Source organism: Ruegeria sp. CJ9 (genome assembly GCF_056536625.1).
In genome coordinates this window covers 268,036-289,042 of sequence record NZ_JBQFPY010000002.1, presented here as the reverse complement: position 1 = coordinate 289,042, position 21,007 = coordinate 268,036, and the positions used below count along the sequence as shown (strand labels likewise).

Annotated in this window: 22 protein-coding genes; 12 read left to right on the top strand and 10 right to left on the bottom strand. The window is 58.1% G+C overall.

The annotated features are described in order from the left end of the window. Window positions 1-61: 61 nt before the first annotated feature. Window positions 62-484, bottom strand: a complete 423-nt coding sequence (gene dksA, locus ACR0AJ_RS06900; RefSeq protein ID WP_170348990.1) for an RNA polymerase-binding protein DksA — start codon at window positions 482-484, stop codon at window positions 62-64. A 370-nt stretch (window positions 485-854) separates the two neighbouring features. Here dksA and ACR0AJ_RS06895 point away from each other — a divergent pair, with 370 nt between their 5' ends. From ACR0AJ_RS06895 to ACR0AJ_RS06875, 5 genes are all read left to right on the top strand, one after another. Next, a complete protein-coding gene (locus tag ACR0AJ_RS06895; RefSeq protein ID WP_170348991.1) occupies window positions 855-1,700 on the top strand; it encodes an AAA family ATPase in 846 nt (281 codons plus the stop codon). 116 nt (window positions 1,701-1,816) lie between these two features. Then, a complete protein-coding gene (locus ACR0AJ_RS06890) occupies window positions 1,817-2,266 on the top strand; it encodes an N-acetyltransferase family protein (protein ID WP_480740440.1) in 450 nt (149 codons plus the stop codon). Then, complete coding sequence (locus ACR0AJ_RS06885; protein ID WP_170375720.1) at window positions 2,263-3,627, top strand: DUF2927 domain-containing protein; 1,365 nt, start codon at window positions 2,263-2,265, stop codon at window positions 3,625-3,627. The genes ACR0AJ_RS06890 and ACR0AJ_RS06885 overlap by 4 nt, the downstream gene beginning before the upstream one ends. Window positions 3,628-3,630: 3 nt before the next feature. Beyond that, complete coding sequence (locus ACR0AJ_RS06880; RefSeq protein WP_480646968.1) at window positions 3,631-3,801, top strand: hypothetical protein; 171 nt, start codon at window positions 3,631-3,633, stop codon at window positions 3,799-3,801. A 3-nt stretch (window positions 3,802-3,804) separates the two neighbouring features. Continuing rightward, window positions 3,805-4,989: a vWA domain-containing protein gene (locus ACR0AJ_RS06875; RefSeq protein WP_480740438.1), complete on the top strand. Its 1,185-nt coding sequence runs from the start codon at window positions 3,805-3,807 to the stop codon at window positions 4,987-4,989. A gap of 61 nt (window positions 4,990-5,050) precedes the next feature. Here ACR0AJ_RS06875 and ACR0AJ_RS06870 read toward each other — a convergent pair whose 3' ends face one another. Then, on the bottom strand, window positions 5,051-5,404 hold the full coding sequence (locus ACR0AJ_RS06870) for a hypothetical protein (protein ID WP_480740436.1): 354 nt from the start codon (window positions 5,402-5,404) through the stop codon (window positions 5,051-5,053). A 255-nt stretch (window positions 5,405-5,659) separates the two neighbouring features. Between ACR0AJ_RS06870 and ACR0AJ_RS06865 the strand changes: the two genes are divergently transcribed. Then, window positions 5,660-6,349 (top strand): M48 family metallopeptidase, encoded by a 690-nt coding sequence (locus tag ACR0AJ_RS06865; protein ID WP_170358891.1) that lies wholly within the window; start codon window positions 5,660-5,662, stop codon window positions 6,347-6,349. Between the two features lie 53 nt (window positions 6,350-6,402). Here the strand turns inward: ACR0AJ_RS06865 and ACR0AJ_RS06860 are convergent, their stop codons facing one another. Genes ACR0AJ_RS06860 through ACR0AJ_RS06840 form a run of 5 tightly spaced genes read right to left on the bottom strand, consistent with a single transcriptional unit; the run spans window position 6,403 to window position 11,617 of the window. Further along, window positions 6,403-6,945 carry an RSP_2648 family PIN domain-containing protein gene (locus ACR0AJ_RS06860; protein WP_170549348.1) on the bottom strand — a complete coding sequence of 181 codons (543 nt, stop codon included), beginning with the start codon at window positions 6,943-6,945 and terminating at the stop codon, window positions 6,403-6,405. Continuing rightward, a complete protein-coding gene (locus ACR0AJ_RS06855) occupies window positions 6,942-8,144 on the bottom strand; it encodes an RSP_2647 family RNA methyltransferase (RefSeq protein WP_170348998.1) in 1,203 nt (400 codons plus the stop codon). Before ACR0AJ_RS06855 ends, ACR0AJ_RS06860 begins: the two co-directional genes overlap by 4 nt. Before the next feature lie 38 nt (window positions 8,145-8,182). Further along, window positions 8,183-8,455: a hypothetical protein gene (locus ACR0AJ_RS06850; protein ID WP_170348999.1), complete on the bottom strand. Its 273-nt coding sequence runs from the start codon at window positions 8,453-8,455 to the stop codon at window positions 8,183-8,185. Next, the gene (locus ACR0AJ_RS06845) at window positions 8,442-11,231 is read right to left on the bottom strand and encodes a [protein-PII] uridylyltransferase family protein (RefSeq protein ID WP_480740434.1); all 2,790 of its coding nucleotides are present in this window, start codon (window positions 11,229-11,231) and stop codon (window positions 8,442-8,444) included. The genes ACR0AJ_RS06850 and ACR0AJ_RS06845 overlap by 14 nt, the downstream gene beginning before the upstream one ends. Then, entirely contained in the window at window positions 11,228-11,617 is a 390-nt protein-coding gene (locus ACR0AJ_RS06840; protein ID WP_170358901.1) for a nuclear transport factor 2 family protein, read from the bottom strand. The genes ACR0AJ_RS06845 and ACR0AJ_RS06840 overlap by 4 nt, the downstream gene beginning before the upstream one ends. A gap of 152 nt (window positions 11,618-11,769) precedes the next feature. On the opposite strand from ACR0AJ_RS06840, the gene ACR0AJ_RS06835 reads away from it, so the two are divergent. The 4 genes from ACR0AJ_RS06835 to ACR0AJ_RS06820 all read left to right on the top strand — a co-directional run bounded on the left by ACR0AJ_RS06835 (window position 11,770) and on the right by ACR0AJ_RS06820 (window position 13,986). Further along, window positions 11,770-12,192, top strand: a complete 423-nt coding sequence (locus ACR0AJ_RS06835; protein ID WP_170349002.1) for a DUF2852 domain-containing protein — start codon at window positions 11,770-11,772, stop codon at window positions 12,190-12,192. 66 nt (window positions 12,193-12,258) lie between these two features. Further along, window positions 12,259-12,690, top strand: coding sequence for an RDD family protein (locus ACR0AJ_RS06830; protein WP_170349003.1), 432 nt, complete (start codon window positions 12,259-12,261; stop codon window positions 12,688-12,690). A gap of 75 nt (window positions 12,691-12,765) precedes the next feature. Further along, complete coding sequence (locus ACR0AJ_RS06825; RefSeq protein WP_170349004.1) at window positions 12,766-13,590, top strand: arginyltransferase; 825 nt, start codon at window positions 12,766-12,768, stop codon at window positions 13,588-13,590. Window positions 13,591-13,596: 6 nt separating this feature from the next. Next, complete coding sequence (locus tag ACR0AJ_RS06820; RefSeq protein WP_480740433.1) at window positions 13,597-13,986, top strand: VOC family protein; 390 nt, start codon at window positions 13,597-13,599, stop codon at window positions 13,984-13,986. Between the two features lie 133 nt (window positions 13,987-14,119). Here the strand turns inward: ACR0AJ_RS06820 and ACR0AJ_RS06815 are convergent, their stop codons facing one another. From ACR0AJ_RS06815 to ACR0AJ_RS06805, 3 genes are all read right to left on the bottom strand, one after another. Continuing rightward, a complete protein-coding gene (locus tag ACR0AJ_RS06815; RefSeq protein WP_170349006.1) occupies window positions 14,120-16,474 on the bottom strand; it encodes a TRAP transporter large permease subunit in 2,355 nt (784 codons plus the stop codon). A 17-nt stretch (window positions 16,475-16,491) separates the two neighbouring features. Continuing rightward, complete coding sequence (locus ACR0AJ_RS06810; RefSeq protein ID WP_170358909.1) at window positions 16,492-17,427, bottom strand: TRAP transporter small permease subunit; 936 nt, start codon at window positions 17,425-17,427, stop codon at window positions 16,492-16,494. Between the two features lie 121 nt (window positions 17,428-17,548). After that, the gene (locus tag ACR0AJ_RS06805) at window positions 17,549-18,634 is read right to left on the bottom strand and encodes a TRAP transporter substrate-binding protein (protein WP_170349008.1); all 1,086 of its coding nucleotides are present in this window, start codon (window positions 18,632-18,634) and stop codon (window positions 17,549-17,551) included. Between the two features lie 231 nt (window positions 18,635-18,865). Here ACR0AJ_RS06805 and ACR0AJ_RS06800 point away from each other — a divergent pair, with 231 nt between their 5' ends. Continuing rightward, window positions 18,866-20,299, top strand: coding sequence for a cache domain-containing protein (locus ACR0AJ_RS06800; RefSeq protein ID WP_170349423.1), 1,434 nt, complete (start codon window positions 18,866-18,868; stop codon window positions 20,297-20,299). Continuing rightward, window positions 20,296-20,943: a response regulator transcription factor gene (locus ACR0AJ_RS06795; protein WP_170349009.1), complete on the top strand. Its 648-nt coding sequence runs from the start codon at window positions 20,296-20,298 to the stop codon at window positions 20,941-20,943. The genes ACR0AJ_RS06800 and ACR0AJ_RS06795 overlap by 4 nt, the downstream gene beginning before the upstream one ends. The last annotated feature ends 64 nt before the right edge of the window (window positions 20,944-21,007 follow it).

Below are 21,007 nucleotides of genomic sequence, written 5' to 3'. Positions count from 1 at the left end.
TAACGCAAAAACGCCGGAGCAACAGGCCCCGGCGTTTGAATTAGTACCAAAGTTCCAGCGATCAATCGTCGCGGTGGACCTTTTCGCGACGCTCGTGACGTTCCTGCGCCTCAAGCGTCATGGTCGCGATTGGACGCGCATCCAGACGTTTCAGCGAAATCGGATCGCCCGTCTTTTCGCAATAGCCGTACTCGCCCTCTTCGATGCGACGCAGGGCCGAGTCGATCTTGGCAACTAGCTTGCGCTGACGGTCGCGGGTCCGCAGCTCCAGCGCGCGATCTGTTTCCTCGCTTGCGCGGTCTGCAACGTCCGGAATGTTACGGGTGTTGTCCTGCAGCCCTTCGATCGTGTCGCGGCTGCCCGCCAATAGTTCATTCTTCCAATCCAGCAGCTTGCGGCGAAAATACTCAAGCTGACGGTCATTCATGAAAGGTTCATCTTCGGCCGGGCGATAATCCTCCGGCAGAAAAACTTCCTGCTTCATTTTTGCTCCCTCGGTATGGCCAGTAACGTCGGTTGCTGTTGTTTGACCTGACATTTGGCACTCCCTTCTGCGGTGCATGTATCCGACGCACGCACGAATGTCACTACACAAACGTCGTCTTAATACGTCACGTCCCCGGCATGTCTAAATATGAGACAAATAACAACAAAACCTTGTTATACTGTGGAAATTGTCAGGCGAAAATTAGGCGATCCCCAACAGACACGGCACCCGCCGGACGTCGAATCACGCAAAAGGGATTGGAGTCGTTACGAAAATCTGATCCCGCGACGCCGTGGCCCGCTTGTCAAAATCATCGCCTCTCTGTAACCCGAACAACACAGATTGCGCAAAACCAAACGAGGGGCCCATGACCGCACGTTTCCAAGGCACCGCCGAATATGTTGCCACCGATGACCTGACCATTGCGGTGAATGCTGCCGTGACGCTGGAACGCCCCTTGCTGGTCAAGGGGGAACCTGGCACGGGCAAAACAGAACTGGCCAAACAGGTGGCAGGCGCACTGGGGCTGCGCATGATCGAGTGGAACGTGAAATCCACCACCCGCGCGCAACAAGGTCTGTACGAATACGATGCGGTCAGCCGGCTTCGTGACAGTCAGCTGGGTGAAGAACGCGTGCATGACGTGTCCAACTACATCCGTAAGGGCAAGCTGTGGCAGGCGTTTGAGGCCGACGAGAAGATTGTTCTGCTGATTGACGAGATCGACAAGGCGGATATCGAGTTTCCCAACGATCTGCTGCAGGAACTCGATAAGATGGAGTTCCATGTTTACGAGACTGGTGAGACCATCCGGGCCAAACACCGCCCCATCGTCATCATCACCTCGAACAATGAAAAGGAACTGCCCGACGCGTTTCTGCGCCGCTGTTTCTTCCACTATATCCGCTTCCCTGACGAGGCGACCATGCGCCGGATCGTCGAGGTCCACCACCCCGGTATCAAAGATGCGTTGCTGACCACTGCCCTGACGCAATTCTATGAAATCCGCGAAACGCAGGGGCTGAAGAAAAAGCCCTCAACCTCCGAAGTGCTGGATTGGCTGAAACTGCTGTTGGCCGAAGACCTGACGTCCGAAGACCTGAAACGCGATGGTGCGAACGCTTTGCCCAAGCTGCACGGTGCGTTGCTGAAGAACGAACAGGACGTGCATCTGTTCGAGCGACTGGCCTTTATGGCGCGCAGCAAACGCTAAACCTGTTGAGCATCTGGTGATCGCTGCTTGCCTTGGACAGGTCTGGCTGTCAGCATTGCAGGTGGCGGTCCGTTTTATCCGGGCTACCTATGACCGGATCAGACGGGACCCTGTGATTGACTGACACTTTGACCATCCGCGCCTTGCGGCCCGAAGACCGCGCTGAATGGTCCGACATGTGGCGCGACTATCTGGCGTTTTATGAAACAACGGTCGCAGATGAGATCTATGACAGCACCTTCGCACGATTGCTGGGCGACGATCCGCACGATTTCTCATGTTTTGTTGCGGAACAAAACGGGCGGCTTGTTGGTCTCACGCATTACCTTTTCCACCGCCACGCGTGGAAGGTTGAATCCGTGTGCTACTTGCAAGACCTGTTCGCCCGCCCCCAGGCGCGTGGTTCCGGAGTCGGCCGCGCTCTGATTCAGGCGGTGTATGATGAAGCCGACCGACAGGGCGCGCCTTCAGTCTATTGGCTGACGCAGGATTTCAACCACCCCGCCCGCAAACTTTATGACCGCATCGGCAAACAGACGCCCTTTATCCGGTATCAGCGCCCATGATGCGATGGCTGGCCCTTGTTGCAGGTGTGGCGCTGGCAGGCTGCGCAGCGGTTGAGACGACCGAAGTACCAACTCGCGTGCAGGCGATTGAAGAGACGTTGCCCCCGGCCAAGACATTCACCCGCGCGTTCCCGATGCCACCGGGCCGGTCGAACGCCAATATCGCGGCGGATTTCGTATCGTTACATTTCGCGTTGGAAGGGGGCGCGAAACTGCCGGTATTCACGCGGTTTGAAACGCCGATCACCGTGCGTCTGACCGGCTCACCTACGCCCTCGATGCAGCGCGACCTGACTCAATTGCTGACCCGCCTGCGCCGCGAGGCCGGGATCGACATTCAACAGATTTCGGACGGCACGGCCAACATCACAATCGAAGCCGTCAGTCAGGCAGAGATCCATGAAATTCTGCCACAGGCGGCCTGTTTCGTGGTGCCGAACTCTTCGAGCTTTGAAGAGTACCGCCGCAACCGGCGCAAACAGATAAGCAGCTGGAGCCGGCTGCGCAGCCGCGAACGTCTGGGCATCTTTATTCCATACGACGTCAGCCCGCAGGAAAAACGCGATTGCCTGCATGAAGAGATTGCGCAGTCACTGGGACCGCTGAACGATCTGTATCATCTGCCGGATTCAGTGTTCAACGATGACAATATCCATACTGTCCTTACCGGGTTTGACATGCTGATCCTGCGCACGGCCTACGCGCCCGAACTGCGCAGCGGAATGACAAGCGAACAGGTTAAGGCCGCCCTACCCGGTATTCTGAGACGCCTGAACCCGCGTGGCGAGAACATACCAATGCAGCCGCTATCTGAAACGCCGCGTGAATGGATCAATGCGGTTCAAAAATCCCTGCGCCCGCAACTGAATACGCAACGGCGCCTGCGGGCCGCGCAAAAGGCCGCGCGGATCGGTCAGGAACAGGGCTGGACCGATCATCGCCGCGCCTATCCCTATTACCTGATGGGGCGGATGGGTCAGTTCGACAAACCGCAGGACGCGCTGCGCAATTATCAGACCGCTTTGCAATACTTGCGCGCAACCCCCGGCACCGAAATCCATCAGGCCTATATCACTACACAGACTGCCGCTTTTGCTCTAGCACTAGGCAAAGGCCCCGAAGCCCTGCCCGAATTGGATAAGGCCATCGACGTGATGATGCGGGCCGAAAATGCCTCGCAACTGGCGACATTGTTGCTTCTGAAATCCGAAGCCCTCAATCAGGCGGGCCGGACGGCTGAGGCACGCTCTGTCAGGCTGGACAGTCTGGGATGGGCACGTTACGGGTTCGGCTCGGAAACGGTGGTCCGGTCGCTTAATCAGGAAGTTGCGGAAGGATCCCCCAACAACAGAGGCGGATAACGCATGGTCGTAATTCTGGGAATGGCGATTTTGGGGGCAATCCTTGGGGCGATAACAGCGCGCAAGCGCAACGGCACCGGCGCCGACATGGCGCAATATGCAGCCGGGTATGGCATTGCCTTTGCATTGGTCGGCCTTGTGCTGTCCCTTATACTCATACGTTTTGTGGTCTGACCCATGTTCCTGCCCTTTTTCGAAAATCTCAGAAAAGCGGGCGTTCCCGTATCCTTGCGCGAATACCTGACCTTTCTTGAGGGCATGAAAAAGGGTCTGGCCACATATGATGTCGAGGCGTTTTATTACCTCGCCCGCGTGTCGATGGTGAAAGATGAACGCAACATCGACAAATTCGACCGCGCCTTTGCCGCCAGTTTTGAAGGGCTGGACGAGATCAGCTTTGAACAGGTTCTTGAGGCAGTCGACATTCCCGCCGATTGGCTGGCAAAGATGGCCGAAAAACACCTCTCAAAAGAAGAAAAAGCCGAAATCGAAGCCATGGGCGGGTTCGACAAACTGATGGAGACGCTGCGCGAGCGCCTAAAGGATCAGAAAGGCCGCCATCAGGGTGGCAACAAATGGATCGGCACCGCTGGCACCTCTCCGTTCGGGGCCTATGGATATAATCCCGAAGGTGTGCGCATCGGTCAGGACGAAAGCCGCCATCAGCGTGCGGTCAAGGTCTGGGACAAGCGTGAATTCAAAAACCTGGACGACACAGTTGAACTGGGCACGCGCAATATCAAGGTCGCCTTGAAACGCCTGCGTCGCTGGGCGCGTGAAGGTGCGGCGGAAGAGCTGGATCTGGACGGCACCATCCGAGCCACAGCCGAACATGGTTATCTGGATGTGAAAACCCGCCCCGAACGCCACAACGCTGTCAAAGTGCTGCTGTTTTTGGACGTCGGCGGCTCAATGGATCCGCATATCAAAGTGGTCGAAGAACTGTTCTCGGCCGCCCGGACCGAGTTCAAGCATCTGGAGTACTACTACTTTCACAATTGCCTGTACGAAGGCGTCTGGCGCGACAACCGCCGCCGTTGGGATCAGAAGACCCCCACGCATGAGGTGCTGCGCACCTATGGCTCGGACTACAAATGCATCTTTGTCGGCGATGCCTCGATGAGCCCCTACGAGATCGCCTATCCAGGCGGCGCCAACGAGCACTGGAACCAAGAGGCCGGGCAGGTCTGGCTGCAACGCGCCCGCGAGCAATGGCCGTCAAACCTGTGGATCAACCCGGTGCCCGAGAAATACTGGGAATACACCCACTCGATCGGCATGATCCAGGAAATTTTTGAGGATCGCATGGTGCCGATGACCCTGGCCGGATTGGAGCAGGGAATGAAGGAATTGACGCGTTAAGTCAGGATCAACTGCTCGTTCGCGATTGACGCAGGTCGCGCAGGATTGCGTTTTCGATGGGTTACTCCGGCAGAGGAAAACTTGGCCGCGTTGGCGGGACGGATTGGTCTTTGTTGGGCAAAATCCCGTAGAACAGGCCCGCCCAACCCATCACAGTTCCCAACACCAAAGCGGGAAACGCGACCAGAATGGACAGCGATTTACCCAACTGTGTTTCAAACCCCAATGGTCCAATGACAGCGATGGCCGCCACGCCAAAAACAAGCATAAGTGGGCCTGAACCCACAAAGACGATTAGTGCTTTTACAATGCCATCCGGATCAGCCAACCAATTCGGCGTTAGTTTTGAATTGGTCATTGCTACACTGAAACCGAGTGTAATCAGCGTGGCCAAAGCCATCGGTCCAATACTCATTCCCTGAGACCAACCGAAAGTCAGTGTCCAAGCAGCCATGAAACACAATAGAAGCCCGTATAATCCCATTGATCTTAGGCAAGCTCTGTACGCGCGAAAACAAAACTTCTTCATAATCAATTGAATCCTAGTGAATTTCTTACACCGTTTTCTCGCTATCCGGGAATTTCGACAAAAATTGGACGTCCGCTCTGTTTACTGCACAAATGTTTAAGGCTGGTTGCCTATTCCCCCACTCAGAGCCATATCTAGTGCATGCTTCGATTGACCCCGATCCTATTGGCGATTGCTTATGCCTTTGTGATGTACCGGATTTCCGTCTGGCGAACGCACCGAGAGCTGGATGCGAAATCGACCGAACTGGCTGATCCGGTGCTGAAACGCATGACTGACAGGCTGGCCGCCGCGCTCGAGATCGACCGGGTCCCGGTTTACATCTACGAGATCGACCCGGTGAACGGTCTGGCGGCTGCTGACGGGCGGATATTCATTACGCGCGGCTTTTATCGCAAGTTCCGTAACGGAGAGGTTTCGGCCGAGGAAATGGCCAGCGTTATTGCACATGAGCTGGGACATGTTGCGCTGGGGCATGCGCGGCGGCGGATGATCGATTTTTCCGGCCAGAACGCATTGCGGGCGGCTTTGATGATGCTGTTGAACCGGTTCATTCCCTTCATCGGCGCGTGGATTGCCAATATGCTGACCCACCTGCTGGCCTCGCGCCTGTCGCGCAGCGATGAATATGAGGCGGATGAATATGCCGCCGCTCTGCTGACCAAGGCCGGGATCGGGATTGGGCCGCAAAAGTCGCTGTTTCACAAGTTGGAAGACCTGACACAACAGCGCGCGGGTGTTACTCCGGCCTGGCTGATGAGCCATCCCAAAACGGATGAGCGGATTGCAGCGCTGGAAGCCCTTGAGCAGCGTTGGGGCGCGGGCGGTTAGCTTCGGGGCTAGCCCCACCGGGATATTATTAACCAGATGAAGTTGGATACGGCCTAATGGCTGAGCGCCTTGCCCAACCTTGGCAGACGGGCCTTTTTCATCAGCGCGCGCAAGGTCCATTGATCACCGGACAGCCGGTTGGCTTCGGCTAAAACACGGTCGGCGAGTTCCGCCATGCCGTCGGGGTCGTCCAGCAAGAACCCGTATAGCAGGCCGTCAGGATCGCGGCGTTCAAGCCCTTCTTCCGACAGAATATTTCTTGGGAAATCCTTGGCGTTCACGGTGACGATAACATCGGCCGAGGCCTCAACGGCGGTGGCGAGAACGTGAATATCGGCGCTATCGGGCAGCCAGAGGCGTTGTTCAAGCCCCGGATTGGCCGCGCGTTCGGCCTTAGGCCACTGCGCCTGCGTCAGGGCGATTTCGGCACGGGCCTGCGCCTCGCCTTCCGGGCCCAGTTTGCGGGCGGCGCGGGCCCATTCCTCGAGGATACGAGGAGACCAGATCGGCGTGAAGTGACTCAATCTGGCGGCGCCCAACAGCATCTCGCGCATCACCGTGGGGTAGATGACACAGGTATCCAGAACTGCCTTCACAGCCGGTAAAACACGGCTTTGAGATACCCGCTTTCAGCCAATTGCGGCAGTTGCGGGTGGTCGGGGCCGGCAAACCCCGTGTGGATCAATTGTGCCTGCCGCCCTGCCCGACCAATCCCGCGCGAGGACGCGTCGCGGAACCGACCCAGATCGGCCGCGTGTGAACAAGAACAAAGCCCTAGATAGCCGCCCGGTTTTACCAAGGGTGCGGCCAGCCGTGCGATACGCTCATAAGCGCGCAGGCCCGCGTCCAGGGCTTGTTTCGACGGCGCAAAAGCGGGTGGATCACAGATGACGACGCCAAATTGCGCGCCTTCTTCGCCCAATTTGGTCAGCACCTCGAACGCATCGCCCTGACGGGTTTCAAATCGATCCGCGCATCCCGAAGCCTCGGCACCCTTCGTCGCCAAGTCCAGCGCCGCAGCCGAACCATCGACAGACAGGGCCTGCGCCGCGCCGCCAGCCAGCATCGCCAGACCAAAACCGCCCACATGGCTGAACACGTCCAGCACTTGCGCACCCGGCTGCACCAGCCGTGCAGCGAATGCATGGTTGGGGCGTTGGTCGTAAAACAGGCCGGTTTTCTGGCCTCCGGTAAGATCAGCCATATAGGTCGCGCCATTCATTGGCACCGGCAGCGGAGCGTCAGGCGCAGTTCCACGCAAGGTCTGGTTTTCGTCATCCAGCCCTTCCAGTCCCCGAGTGCGGCCCGAGGCATTTTTCAGCACAGTTGTAACACCCGTCACAGCAACCAACGCGTCGGTCAGCGCTTCCAGATGCGCCTCGGCCCAAGCGGCGTTGGGTTGGATCACGCAGGCATCACCAAAGCGGTCGATGATCACGCCGGGAAAGCCATCCGCTTCGGCGTGGATCAGGCGGTAATAGGGGGCGTCAAACAGGCGTTCGCGCATGTCCATAGCGCGGCGCAGGCGGGATTCGAACCATTCAGCATTCAAATCGGCGTCAAGGTCGCGATCCAGTACGCGGCACATGATTTTCGACTCGGGGTTCACGGCGACCAACGCAATGGGCGCGCGTTTGTCATCCTCCAGCACGGCCAAAGCACCAACCGGTATCTTGCGTGTACGCCGATCAGTGACAATGTCGTTGGCATAGACCCACGGGAAGCCATGGCGCAGGCCGCGCGCGTTGGCTTTGGGTTTCAGGCGGATACGGGGGCGGTCGGTGGCTTGGGTCATGACGCCCTCATAGTGGTGAACGCGCCGGGGGAAAAGCCCTAGCGAGACCGGGACCGCCAGCCGCCGCGCCTCTTGGGTGTCTGAGCCGATTGTAGCCCTTCGGCCAGCACTTGTGTCATCGGATGATCGGCCTCTTGCGCGGCATAGATGGCGTGTAATGCAGTAAGGGCCTGTGTCTGATCGCGATCCGCAGGCAGGCTCAGCGCCCAGTCCAGAAAAATGCTGCGGCATTCGGGCAGCGTGATGCCGTCGATGCGGTACGCCTCGCGGATCAGGCCCTTGTGATCGTTTGGATCGTCATTGCGCGGCATCTTGCCCCTCCTCAAGCACGCGACCGATAATACCGGCGGCGGCGGTGTAACTGTCCTGCAGCGCGCCCTGCAGGTGTTCGACCTGTTCGAACCCGGTGGCCCGACACAGGAAAGCCGCGCCGCCCTCGCCGATCTTGTCCGCTTCGATCACTTTACCCGACAGCAGCCGGGCAGCGCATTGCACAGACCAGCATAAATCGTAGCAATCCTTGAGCGTTTGCACTTGCGCGACGTCCAGCAAACCGGCAGCGACAGTGCCGTCCAACCCAGACTGCACGTCGCGCTGTGTCACACCAGACAGTAGTGCCCCGGTTTCGGCCATCAGTTCGATATCCATCATCCGCCCGGCGCCGTTCTTGGCATCCCATATCCCCGCTGGGGATTTGGCGGCGGCCAAACGGGCGCGCATTTCGGACACTTCGCGCAGGACCTTCTGGCGGTCTTCCGGTTGCGCCAGAAAATCAGCGCGGAAGCTCTCGATATCCTGCGTCAAACCCGCGTCGCCTGCGACCACGTGGGCACGGGTCAAGGCCAAATGCTCCCAAACCCAGGCTTCGTTGCGCTGGTAATTGGTGAAGCTGGCCCAGCTGGTCGCCACCGGCCCCTGATTGCCAGACGGGCGCAGGCGCATGTCGACCTCATAAAGCCGCCCCTGCGACATCGGAGCAGAGAGCGCCGTGATCAGCGCCTGTGTGAACCGGGCGTAATAGGTACGCGTGGCCAGAGGGCGCGGACCGTCCGACATGTCCTGATCCAGTGGGTCATAGATCACGATCATGTCCAGATCGGATTGCGAGTTGATCCGCCCTGCCCCCAGCGATCCCATACCCAGTACAGTCGCCCCGCGCCCCGGCGCAGGTCCGTGCTTCTTGGCGAATTGTTCAGTCACGCAAGGTAGGATCGCGGCTATAACAGCGCTGGCCAGTTCGGCATATTGCTTTCCGGCCTGCACACCGTCAATCAGACCGCGCAGGTGATGTACACCGATACGGAAATGCCATTCCTTGCACCAGCGACGTGCGAAATCCAGCTGCGTTTCATAGTCCGTTTCCTGCTGCAGCGCCTGCTCAAGATCAGACTGAAGTGCCGTTTGCCCTGGCCAGTCGCTGAAGAAACTGCCCCCAATCACCGCGTCAAACACGGCGGCGTTATGGGACAGATGCGCCGCCAATGCGTGCGAGGTGCCCACGATATCGACCAGCAGGTCGATCAGGTGGGGATTAGCCTCGAACAGGGAAAACAGCTGCACACCTGCTGGCAACCCTGCAAGAAAACCGTCCAGCGCCCGCAGTGCCTCGTCCGGTTTTGCAGTTTTCGACAGACGTGAAAGCAGCTCGGGCTTGAGACGTTCAAAGATCCGCGCGCCGCGTTGCGAGCGTAGCGCTGGATAGGTGGTCCAGCGGGCCAGGACATTTTGGTCAAAACCGGTCTCACCGGCAGGTGCGGGCGTCGAAGATCCTGGGGCAAAGAACCCCTCGGTCAGCTCATGCACTTCGGTCAGACGACGGGTCAGATCTGCGGTCAACTCGGCGCTGTTCATCCCCATCAGGCAGGCAACGCGTTCGATCCCATCCGGTGATTGGGGCACCTTATGGGTCTGAGCATCGTGAACCATCTGAATGCGATGTTCGACCTCGCGGTGGGAGCGGTAGTGGTCGGTCAGCTTTTCGGCCACGTCCTGCGGTATCCAGTCTTTTCCGGCCAATGCAGCCAGACCGGGCACCGTGCCGCGCACGCGCAGGTCAGGGTCGCGACCTCCCGCGATCAACTGGCGGGTCTGGGTGAAGAATTCGATCTCACGAATGCCACCCTGCCCCAGCTTCATATCGTGGCCGGGAATGGTCAGCGTGCCGCCGGTGCCTTTATTCTCGCGAATGCGCAGACGCATGTCATGCGCGTCCTGAATGGCGGCGAAATCCAGATGCCTGCGCCAGACAAAGGGGCGCAATGCATCAAGAAAGCGTTGCCCGGCGGCAATGTCACCGGCACATGGGCGCGCCTTGATATAAGCTGCCCTTTCCCAGGTGCGGCCAAGGCTTTCATAATACCGCTCGGCCGCCTCGGTCGCCAAACAGACCGGGGTCACCGCCGGATCGGGACGCAATCGCAGGTCAGTGCGGAACACATACCCATCAGCGGTCTTGTCGCTGAGCGTGGCGCAAAAATTGCGCGTGGCCCGCACCATCCCCTGACGCGCATCGAAGAAATCATCGGGGTCAAAGCGGGTCTCATCAAACAGAACGATCAGGTCGATATCCGAGCTATAGTTCAGCTCGTGCGCGCCCATCTTGCCCATGGCCAGAATGATCATACCGGCAGCGGTTTCCACATCGTCTTCGGTCATCCCCGGCAGCTTGCCGCGCCGGATCAGTGCCGCGATCTCGGCCTTGGCGGCAACATCCGCAGCCAGCGCGCCGAAATCCGTCAGCGCAGCGGTCACTTTCTCTAACGGCCACGCGCCCGCCAGATCGGCCAGCGCGGTCAGCAAAGCCATGCGCCGCTTGGCTTGCCGCAAACCGGATTTCAACTGATCCGGTGGTAAGGCACGCGCTGCATCCATCACATCCGCAAAAGCCTGATCGGGCTCTTGCAAGGCCGACGGCAACCAATCGCGTTCGTGTTCGATCAATCCCTTTAGGTATGGACTCGAACCCGCCGTCCCTGCAATCAGCTCCCCTTGTTCAGGCGTGATACCAGATACCGCATTCAGCGCTTCATCACCCAGCGATGCATCAAACGCCCGCGGAACACGGTGGATGGTCAGCGGACCGGTCATTGCGCCTCCAATGGAGTGTCCTGACTGAAACTGTTGACCCAGACGTCATGGCGGCGCTCCCACAGGGAAGAGATCAGCATCGCCTCCCAAGCATCACTGTCCGGGCGTTGGTAATCGGCACGATAGGACAACAGGACAATATCAGCGTTCAGAACCCGCAGTTTTGTCTCGCTCAACTCGTACCGCGACATCGTTGGCGCATCAGCGAACTGCCCGACATGGTCATCGCGGTTGGCGAACCCGGTGGGATAGACCCCCAGAAAATCCGCGCTCAGTAACGCCCGGTCGGCCGAGGCATTGCCTTCAACTAGTGCAGTCCAGACTTGCTTTTCCAGTTCCAGAATTTCGGCAAGTGACGGGGCGGTTTTTCGTTCTTCGACAGACATTTTTGCAAACTGCTTTGTTCTCTGGGTGACGTCAACCAAACTCGGCCCCGACGCATAATGTAAATCTTTTTCACATCGACCTCTTGCAACCAGCCATCTGCTTCCCATCTTATCAATGTGAAAACGATTTACATCAACCCCGGAGACCCCAAATGACCGCACTGTCCGACCCCGCCGTCCCAGAAAATCCGGGATGGCTGCACCGCATCGAAACTTGGCTTGACGACAAAGGCAAAGGCGCCTGGATCGCCGTCATGGTCCTTGGTTTCATCTTCTTCTGGCCCGTTGGCCTGGCCCTGTTGGCCTACATGATCTGGAGCAAACGCATGTTCAGCAAATCCTGCAGCCGCCGCAAATCCTGGCACAGTCACATGAGCGCTATGAAACCCTCGGGCAACAGCGCGTTTGATGCCTATAAGGCGGACACTCTGGCGCGGCTTGAACGCGAACAGCAGGACTTCGAAGCCTTCCTGCGCCGCCTGCGTGACGCCAAGGACAAGGCTGAATTCGACCAGTTCATGGACGAACGCGCCCGCGAAAACCACGACGAGCCCGAAAACGGCGAGCGCGCCTGATCAAAGCTTGCCCTGTCCCGCCATCCGGGACAGGGTAATTTCCGAACAATATCCGGATATTACAACATGACCCACCTGCCCGACCCTGATACCCAGCCTGAGTTCTACCAGTCGGTAGCAACCAAACGCTTTGTCGCGTGGCTGTTTGATATCGCCTTCATTTCGCTGCTGTGCATCGTGCCGGTTTTCCTGACATTTGGCGCGGGGCTGCTGTTTCTGCCCTTGATCTATGGCGTCATCAGCTTTGTGTACCGCGTTGTTACCATCGCCAACGGATCGGCGACACTGGGCATGCGTTTCATGGGCATTGAATTGCGGGACGCATTCGGGTCCCGTCTGGATATGGGCAAAGCCGTGGCCCATACCGCCGGGTATTTCATCAGCATGGCGTTTTTCGTGGTTCAGATCATCTCGGTCATCATGATGCTGACCAGCGCACGTTGTCAGGGCCTGACGGATTCGTTCCTTGGCACGGTCATGATCAACCAGCGGGCTTAAATATCTGCCAATTGAATCACTTGGCGGCTCAGGGAACCGTTGTTATCATCCTGTGTCAGGAAACACGGAACCTTCATGCGACACACGCTGCCCATCGCGCCGCAATTTTATGTGACGGCCCCGCAACCCTGCCCTTACCTTGAGGGCAGGATGGAGCGTAAGCTGTTCACCGCCCTACAGGGCGAAGGTGCCGATCAGCTGAACAATTCCCTGTCGCAACAGGGGTTTCGCCGATCCCAGAATGTGCTTTACCGCCCATCCTGCACTGATTGCGCAGCCTGTCTTTCAGCCCGCATCGATGTGTCGGCTTTTCGCCCCAGCAAAAGCCAAAAGCGCACGGCCAAACGCAATGCCTACCTACAGCGCCGTGCAAACTCGCCTTGGGCAACTGATGAGCAATACGAACTGTTCCGCCGCTATCTGGACACACGCCACGCCGATGGCGGTATGGCCGATATGGATGTGTTCGAATTCGCCGCAATGATCGAAGAAACTCCGATCCGCAGCCGCGTGGTGGAATATGCCGACCCCGAAAACGGAGAGCTGATCGCCGTCAGCCTGACTGACGTTTTGGATGACGGGCTTAGCATGGTTTATTCCTTCTATGACCCTGAACAGCCGCAAAGCTCTCTGGGAACGTACATGATCCTCGATCACATCGACATCGCGCGCGAGGCTGGCCTGCCCTACGTCTATCTGGGCTACTGGGTACCAGGCAGCCCCAAGATGGGGTACAAGGCGCGGTTTTCAGGGCTCGAAGCCTATATCCAAGGCAATTGGAAGCGTATCAACAATCCGTCTGAACTGGCGGACGGCAAGCACCACCCGCTATCCACCGCGCCGATTGCCGAGCAGGTCGCCAGTATTCAACTGCCCGACCGCCACCCGACCAAGGGCTAAACTTCCATGCGCCAAACACTATACGCCGTCACCCTTGTGGTGCCGGATTACGATGCAGCTATTGCGTTCTACACCCAAAAACTCAGCTTCACCCTGACGCAAGACGTTGACCTGGGCGGTGGCAAACGATGGGTGCTGGTGTCTCCTCCAGGATCAGATACCGGGTCACTTTTGCTGGCGCAGGCAGACGGTCCAAACCAGATCGCCGCCGTGGGCAATCAGACCGGAGGCCGCGTTGGCTTCTTTCTGCAAACGGATGATTTCGAACGCGATCACGCCGAAATGTTGTACAAAGGCGTCCATTTCGAAGAAAACCCCAGACAAGAACCCTACGGTTGGGTCGCCGTCTGGCGCGATCCGTTCGGAAATCGCTGGGACCTGATTCAGTTCACCTGATCTGCCTTCATCTGGCCAAAAAAATTCTCGTGGTTGAAATGGCCGCAGGCCAAGAAGGGGCTGGCCCCTTCAACAATCTAAAAAAGCAAAGGGGGCCAATTGGCCCTCTTTTCCGTTGGATCACAGTAACCAATCAATTCGGGATCAGATCCGGCACGATGGTTACAATCGACGGGAAGGACCACAGGATGCCAATCCCCACCACCTGAATGATCACAAATGGTATGATCCCACGATAGATATGGCCCGTCGTCACCTCTTTCGGTGCAACCCCCCTCAGGTAGAACAACGCAAACCCGAACGGTGGCGTGAGGAACGAGGTCTGCAGGTTCACCGCCACCATGATTGTCACCCATTTCGGGTCAAACGACCCGCCATAGATCACCGGGCCCACGATGGGGATCACGATGTAGATGATCTCGAGGAAATCCAACACAAAGCCCAGGATGAACAGCACCAACATCACGATCAGGAAGACCGTGAACTCGTTGTCAAAGCTGCGTAGGAATTGCTGGATGTAATGTTCACCCCCAAATGAGATTACCACCAGGTTCAACAGCTGCGATCCGATCAGGATGGTAAAGACCATCGACGTCACCTTGGCCGTTTCGCGCACAACCGGGGTTAGAACTCCGCTTGAGAACAGAACCCAGCAGGCAAAGATCAATCCGAACAGCGCATAGAGGTAAGCCGCGTAGGCAAAGATAAAGGCGATCCAGCTTTCGACCGAGACATCGCCTTGATTGATGCGCAGATCGAAATTTATGCCCATCAGCATGCAGATGATGACGGCGAAGGTCGACCAGATGATCACTTTCCCCGAGCGCCCCTGATCCTGCAGCTTGCGATATGCCGCCAGCATGATCGCCCCGCCCGCACCCAGCGCAGCCGCCGGTGTCGGGTTGGTAATGCCGCCAAGGATTGAACCCAGCACCGCGATGATCAGGACAAGCGGTGGAAAGACCACACGGATCAGATCATTGGTGGCACAGCGTTCAGCCGCGAACTTGCAGCCATAGATCGCCAGCGCAAACGGTATCGCCATGATCACGAAGGCCAACCCTGACGAGGTCGTCGGCGCAATCAGCAGCACATCCACCAGCACCATCAACAACAGGCCGATGGATCCAATTATCAGTGGTTGTGTAGATTGCGACGGTGCTATGCCGCGACCAAACAGCAAGGTCAGACCCAGCAGCACAACGATAACCGCGACACCAGTACCAATGGGTGCAGTAGCGGCAATCTTGGCCTCCTGCGCAGCGGCCAGCTCTTCTTCGGTCAGGCGCTGAGCCTGAGAAACACCGCCAGCCTCATCCAACGCTTGCTGCTCGGCCACGGCCTGATCCCAGGCGGATTGACCGTGCAGTTCGATCATCGAGACCTTGCATTCCTCAGATACGTTGGTGCGCAGCGAAGCACCCTCGCCGATATCCGAAAAGGCCGAGACAGTGATGTTCTGGCTGCCGATCACACCCGTGCTGCCCAGCAGAACGGCACCCACGATCAGCGCGACGGGCGCGCCCAGCAGCCATGTCAGGCCTTCACCGCGGGTGATCGGTTCACCGCCACCGCCGCCCAGTTCCACGGCCGGGGCTTTTTCGGGGTTCATCAACGCATAGCCGAAGGCATAAAGCGCATACAGCAAGGCCAGCATGATCCCCGGCAGCAAGGCCGCCTGGAACAATGTGCCGACCGAGACCACCGCAGGCTCACCCAGATAGGTCAGCGCGTCGGTACACCCGGCCTCAACCGCGCGGGTTTCCTGCGCAGTTGAATACAAATCACCAGCCAGCGTGCCTAGCAGAACAATCACGATAGAGGGCGGGATGATTTGCCCTAACGTCCCCGAGGCCGCGATCACACCGGTTGCCAGTTCAGGCGAGTAGTTGTTTCGCAACATGGTCGGCAGCGCCAGCAAACCCATGGTCACAACGGTCGCGCCCACAATCCCGGTCGAGGCCGCCAGAAACGCGCCCACAACCACGATCGACACGGCCAGACCACCCGGCAACGGGCCAAAAACACGCGCCATTGTGGTCAGCAGATCGTTGGCGATCTTTGAACGCTCCAACGTGATGCCCATCAGGACGAACATCAGCACGGCCAACAGGGTTTCGATGGATTGCCCGGCCAGAACACGTTCGTTGATACGGTTCACAATGAACGAGACGTTGCGGTCCAGCGCAGTTTCCCAGCCAGAGGGGAAGACCGGCTCGCCAATGGTTGGCAATTCCGGGTATCGGAAAACAGATATGGTGTCAGGTTTGACGCCCGAATTCACCAGATCCCGATAGGCCTGCGTGCCCGAGTCGATGGCCTGATGCACCAGCAACCCGGCACTGTCCAATGCCGCGATGATCCCGAATGAGATGATACCAGCCCCACCGATGGCAAAAGCCACCGGGAACCCGGAAAGGATGCCTCCGAAAAGGCAGAAAAATACGATTATGAGGCCTATCTCGACGCCATCAAGTCCGAATAGCATAGTCTTGGTCTCCGTCCTTAATGTACGCCTTCGAAGGCTTCTTCACCCTCGCCAAGGCTGTCTTTGTCGAGGTATTTTCCGGCACTGTCCGGTCCTTCCACGTATTCAAGATACGACCGGTACAGGAACGCGATTGCTTGCAGGAAGACCAGCCCGGCAAAGGCCACCAGCATGATCTTGAACAGGAAATACGCAGTGAAACCGTTGGGGCTGAAGCCGATGGTTTCGACATTCCAGCGCATCGCCTTCGATTTCAGCAGCAGCCGCTCCAGCGTGTCACTGGCCGAGGGTTTCGGCACGATCAGGTGCCGCCACATGAAGTACCAGCCATACATCCAGACCAGCACCGCCAGCGGCATCATGAAGAACACCGAGCCCAGCATGTCGATCACCTTTTTGGTGCCGAACCGTGCCGGGGCATAGAACAGATCAACCCGCACATGCCCGCCCTGCACAAAGGTGTACCCTACACAAAGAGACACCACCAAAGCGTTGTAAAACTTCAACATTTCAGCGTACCAACTGATGTCGTATTGCAGCGGAATGCCAAAGGCGATCACGATGTCGGGGCGGGTGAAAATCCGCTGCATGATCACGATGATGATTTGCTGTAGCACCATCAGCAGACCAGCCCAGGCAAAGAAACGGCCCAGCGTGTTGGTGAACCCCTCAAGTCCGCGCACACACCCCCACATGAAGTTGTTGCGGACCATGCCGATGATCGTGATAACCAGAAAAACTGCAAAAACGGCAAAGAAGAACTCAACCGATCCGCCATAGTAGACGAAGCGCATGACAGCTTCTTTATCGGACCAATCCAGCCAGAGGCTTGGATGGGTCAGTGCGTAGCCAATGTTGTAGAAGGCTTGGGCCAGATTTTGCAGAACCCAGACAATCCCGCCGCCAACTGCGGCAAGAGCGTCGGTCAAACCAACCGAGCTGCTGTCGTCCATGATGTCCCTCACTCAGCTGAATATCTGTGACTTTCACCTTAGCAGGGGTCGCAGGATTCAGAGAATATGTATTGAAAAGAGGCCCCACTTTCGTGAGGCCTCTGAGATTTCCGGCGCCTACTTAGCCACCCAGAACGCGAACGCGCTGCTGGACGTAGTATCCATCCGACTTGTTGATCCACGAGGCCGACGTCGCCAGCGACTCTTCGAACGAACCGCGGATATTGGCAAACAACTCGTCATTCATGTTCTCGTCCATGACCTCGGCGGATGCCTGGCCGAACGCGTCCCAAACGTCGTCCGAGAATTGCAGCGTTTTCACGCCCTGCGATTGCAGACGCGCCAGTGCGGCACCGTTGTTGGCCAGCGTTTCGGCCAACTGATAGTGGGTTGTGGCCATCGACGCATAGCGCAGGATTGCCTGCTGTGCCGGTGTCAGGTCATTCCAGACATCCAGGTTGACCGATGCGGCCAGACCCGAGCCCGGCTCATGGAAACCCGCAGTGTAGTAGACCTTGGCAACTTCCTGGAAGCCGGCGCGTTCGTCCGCCATCGGGCCAACCCACTCCAGACCGTCCAGCGCACCCGAAGACAGCGCCTGATACAGTTCGCCGCCGGGGATGTTCTGAACCGAGGCGCCCAGTTTGCCCAGCACCTTGCCACCCAAACCGGGCATACGGAACTTCAGACCGTTGAAGTCTGCGGCCGAGTTAATCTCGTTGCGGAACCAGCCACCGGACTGCGAGCCCGAGTTACCGGCCAGCAGGCCCTTGAGGTTAAAGATCTGACCCAGCTCGTCGTGCAGCTCTTCGCCGCCGCCATGGTAGTACCAGTTGGTCAGTTCCTGCGCGGTACCACCAAACGGCACAGCGGTGAAATAGGCGTAACCGGGGTGCTGACCGATAAAGTAGTAGTCGGCCGAGTGGTACATGTCAGCCTGGCCCGACGACACGGCGTCGAACACTTCCAGCGCGCCCACCAGTTCACCCGGGGCCTTCTTGTCGATGGTCAGCTGACCGTCGGACATCTCGCCGACCATCTGCTCCATATAGCTGGCTGCGTCATCCAGAACGGCAAAGCCACGCGGCCATGATGTCACCATCGTCAGGGTCCGCTTGCCCTGCGCATATGCCGGTGCTGCCAGCGCGGTAGCTGCAGCAGCGCTGCTGCCTAGTGCCGTGGTTTTCAAAAATGAACGACGATCCATATAGTCAGTCCTCCCAAAGTCATGGTCTGCCTCTTGGGGCAGTTGATCGTTGTCGATGGGGCGGATCATATCCATGCAATTGAAGATGAAAATACCTACTACTACGTAGAAACGGTCATTCGTTGGGTCAAACCGCTGGATTCACCGCGATTTTTTACTCGGCACCTACCTATTCCCGGCATTGAACGGTCCGACTTTGCTTTTTTTGTGAAATTTGCCTATCGCAGAGATATGGGGAGATTCCGCAACGTCTTTCGACCGAATTACGCGCAAAAGCTGTCGCTGCTGGCAACACTGCCGCTGATTGTGGCCGTGGCGGCGATTGCCATTCTCGTCGCGCATCAGTCGCGCAAACTGGCCGAACGTGAAATCGATCAGCTTGAGGCACAGCTGATCGAAGCCAAAAAGGCCGAACTGCGCAACTATGTCACCCAGGCTCGCAACGGATTTTACTTTGTCTACGGCTCGGCCCAACCCGATGATCAGGCGGCCAAGGATCAGGTCGCGCAAATCCTGTCGGCAATGATCTACGGCGATGACGGGTTCTTTTTTGTCTATGACTATGACGGTACCAATCTGGTCAGCCCGCGCCAAACCGATCTGATCAACAAGAACTGGAGTGGCCTGACCGACAGTGAAGGCACACCAGTCGTGGACGAACTGATCCGGATCGCTCGACAAGGTGCGGGGTATCACACCTATCTGTGGCCTAAACCTTCGACCGGGGAAGAGGCACAGATGATCACCTACGTCACCAGCTTTCCCAGCTGGCAGTGGGCTGTTGGAACCGGGGTGTTCATTGACGATGTTGTCGCATCGATCGCCGCCGCCCGGGCCGAGGTCGAGGCCCGTGTACGCCGGACATTCTATTATATCGGCGGAATTACTTTGGCGGCAGTGCTGGTCGTTTTTGCATCCGGCATGCTCCTGAATTTCCGGGAACGGCGGCTGGCGGATGCCAAGCTGAAGGAACTGACGCAACGGGTTCTCGACGCGCAAGAGGAAGAGCGGGGCCGAGTGGCGCGCGAACTGCATGACGGGATCAGCCAGATACTCGTCGGTGTACGCTACGCGCTGGACAATGCCCGGCGGCGGCTTGCGCGGGGCGATGACGACGGGGCCCACGCCCCATTGGACAAGGGGATAGAGCATCTCGGCACCGCAATCACCGAGGTGCGCCGCATCAGCCGCGATTTGCGCCCAGGTGTGCTGGACGATCTGGGCCTTGGCCCCGCAGTGAAGGCGCTGACCGACGATTTCCGCGAGCGTACGGGGATTGAGACCGAATTCTCGACCGTCGTGTTTCGAAACCGGTTGGATCAGGACGCCAAGATCGCCCTTTACCGTATCGCACAAGAAGCCCTGACCAATATCGAACGCCACGCCGACGCAACGCATGTTACAATTGATCTGCGCGGTCACAAAAAGGGTGCCACCATGCGCATCACCGACAATGGTCGCGGCCTGCCCCGCGAGGCTGAAGGCGTCAGCACCGGGATCGGGCTGCGCAACATGCAGGAACGCATCGAACAGCTTGACGGATCACTGCGTATTCTGTCATCACGCAGCCCGCACGGCGGCACCGTGATCGAGGTTACCCTGCCGCTTAGCCACTTGCTTCCGCCGCAGGAAGACGCAACTCCGAACCGAAAGGCCGGTACATGAGCGCACAGTCGATCCGGGTCCTGATCGTGGATGACCACCCGATGGTGGCCGAAGGGATTCAGTCGATCCTTGAAAGCTATCCCGACATCGAAGTGGTCTGCACACTAGGCACCGGGCAAGAAGCCGTTGATCAAGTTGCCGATCTGTCCCCCGATGTGATCCTGATGGATCTGAACATGCCTGGCCTAGGCGGGCTCAGCGCCACCGAGATGATTTTGGAGCGCCTGCCCGAGACCCGCATCCTGATCCTGTCGATGCATGACAGCCCCGAATACATTTCGACCGCACTGAACCACGGGGCCAAGGGTTATGTCCTCAAGGACGTACCGACGGATGAGATCAAACAGGCCATCGACGCGGTGATGCGCGGCGAACAGTACCTTTGCACCGGTGCCAGCGGGTCGCTGCAGCCCAAACAAGACAGCGCACGTGAGGCGCTGACCGGCCGTGAGCAGACCATCCTGCTGGAACTGGCGCAGGGAAAGTCCAACAAAGAGGTGGCGCAGACCTTGGAAATCTCTGTGCGCACGGTGGAAACTCACCGCAAGAACATCAAACGCAAACTGGGTATCTCATCCACTGCGGGCCTGACCCGATACGCGCTGGAACACGGTGTCCTGCAAGGCACCAGCCCCGGTTTCTAAACACGCCCGCAGCGCGCAGCGCTGCCCGGCCTAACCGGAGGAGATGCGCCGCAGGTGTATTGAC

Excerpts from the sequence above, each read along its gene's own strand:
- dksA (WP_170348990.1), bottom strand. The coding sequence starts at position 484 with ATGAAGCAGGAAGTTTTTCTGCCGGAGGATTATCGCCCGGCCGAAGAT.
- ACR0AJ_RS06895 (WP_170348991.1), top strand. The coding sequence starts at position 855 with ATGACCGCACGTTTCCAAGGCACCGCCGAATATGTTGCCACCGATGAC.
- ACR0AJ_RS06885 (WP_170375720.1), top strand. The coding sequence starts at position 2,263 with ATGATGCGATGGCTGGCCCTTGTTGCAGGTGTGGCGCTGGCAGGCTGC.
- ACR0AJ_RS06880 (WP_480646968.1), top strand. The coding sequence starts at position 3,631 with ATGGTCGTAATTCTGGGAATGGCGATTTTGGGGGCAATCCTTGGGGCG.
- ACR0AJ_RS06875 (WP_480740438.1), top strand. The coding sequence starts at position 3,805 with ATGTTCCTGCCCTTTTTCGAAAATCTCAGAAAAGCGGGCGTTCCCGTA.
- ACR0AJ_RS06870 (WP_480740436.1), bottom strand. The coding sequence starts at position 5,404 with ATGAGTATTGGACCGATGGCTTTGGCCACGCTGATTACACTCGGTTTC.
- ACR0AJ_RS06865 (WP_170358891.1), top strand. The coding sequence starts at position 5,660 with ATGCTTCGATTGACCCCGATCCTATTGGCGATTGCTTATGCCTTTGTG.
- ACR0AJ_RS06855 (WP_170348998.1), bottom strand. The coding sequence starts at position 8,144 with ATGACCCAAGCCACCGACCGCCCCCGTATCCGCCTGAAACCCAAAGCC.
- ACR0AJ_RS06850 (WP_170348999.1), bottom strand. The coding sequence starts at position 8,455 with ATGCCGCGCAATGACGATCCAAACGATCACAAGGGCCTGATCCGCGAG.
- ACR0AJ_RS06845 (WP_480740434.1), bottom strand. The coding sequence starts at position 11,231 with ATGACCGGTCCGCTGACCATCCACCGTGTTCCGCGGGCGTTTGATGCA.
- ACR0AJ_RS06840 (WP_170358901.1), bottom strand. The coding sequence starts at position 11,617 with ATGTCTGTCGAAGAACGAAAAACCGCCCCGTCACTTGCCGAAATTCTG.
- ACR0AJ_RS06835 (WP_170349002.1), top strand. The coding sequence starts at position 11,770 with ATGACCGCACTGTCCGACCCCGCCGTCCCAGAAAATCCGGGATGGCTG.
- ACR0AJ_RS06830 (WP_170349003.1), top strand. The coding sequence starts at position 12,259 with ATGACCCACCTGCCCGACCCTGATACCCAGCCTGAGTTCTACCAGTCG.
- ACR0AJ_RS06825 (WP_170349004.1), top strand. The coding sequence starts at position 12,766 with ATGCGACACACGCTGCCCATCGCGCCGCAATTTTATGTGACGGCCCCG.
- ACR0AJ_RS06820 (WP_480740433.1), top strand. The coding sequence starts at position 13,597 with ATGCGCCAAACACTATACGCCGTCACCCTTGTGGTGCCGGATTACGAT.
- ACR0AJ_RS06815 (WP_170349006.1), bottom strand. The coding sequence starts at position 16,474 with ATGCTATTCGGACTTGATGGCGTCGAGATAGGCCTCATAATCGTATTT.
- ACR0AJ_RS06810 (WP_170358909.1), bottom strand. The coding sequence starts at position 17,427 with ATGGACGACAGCAGCTCGGTTGGTTTGACCGACGCTCTTGCCGCAGTT.
- ACR0AJ_RS06805 (WP_170349008.1), bottom strand. The coding sequence starts at position 18,634 with ATGGATCGTCGTTCATTTTTGAAAACCACGGCACTAGGCAGCAGCGCT.
- ACR0AJ_RS06800 (WP_170349423.1), top strand. The coding sequence starts at position 18,866 with ATGGGGAGATTCCGCAACGTCTTTCGACCGAATTACGCGCAAAAGCTG.
- ACR0AJ_RS06795 (WP_170349009.1), top strand. The coding sequence starts at position 20,296 with ATGAGCGCACAGTCGATCCGGGTCCTGATCGTGGATGACCACCCGATG.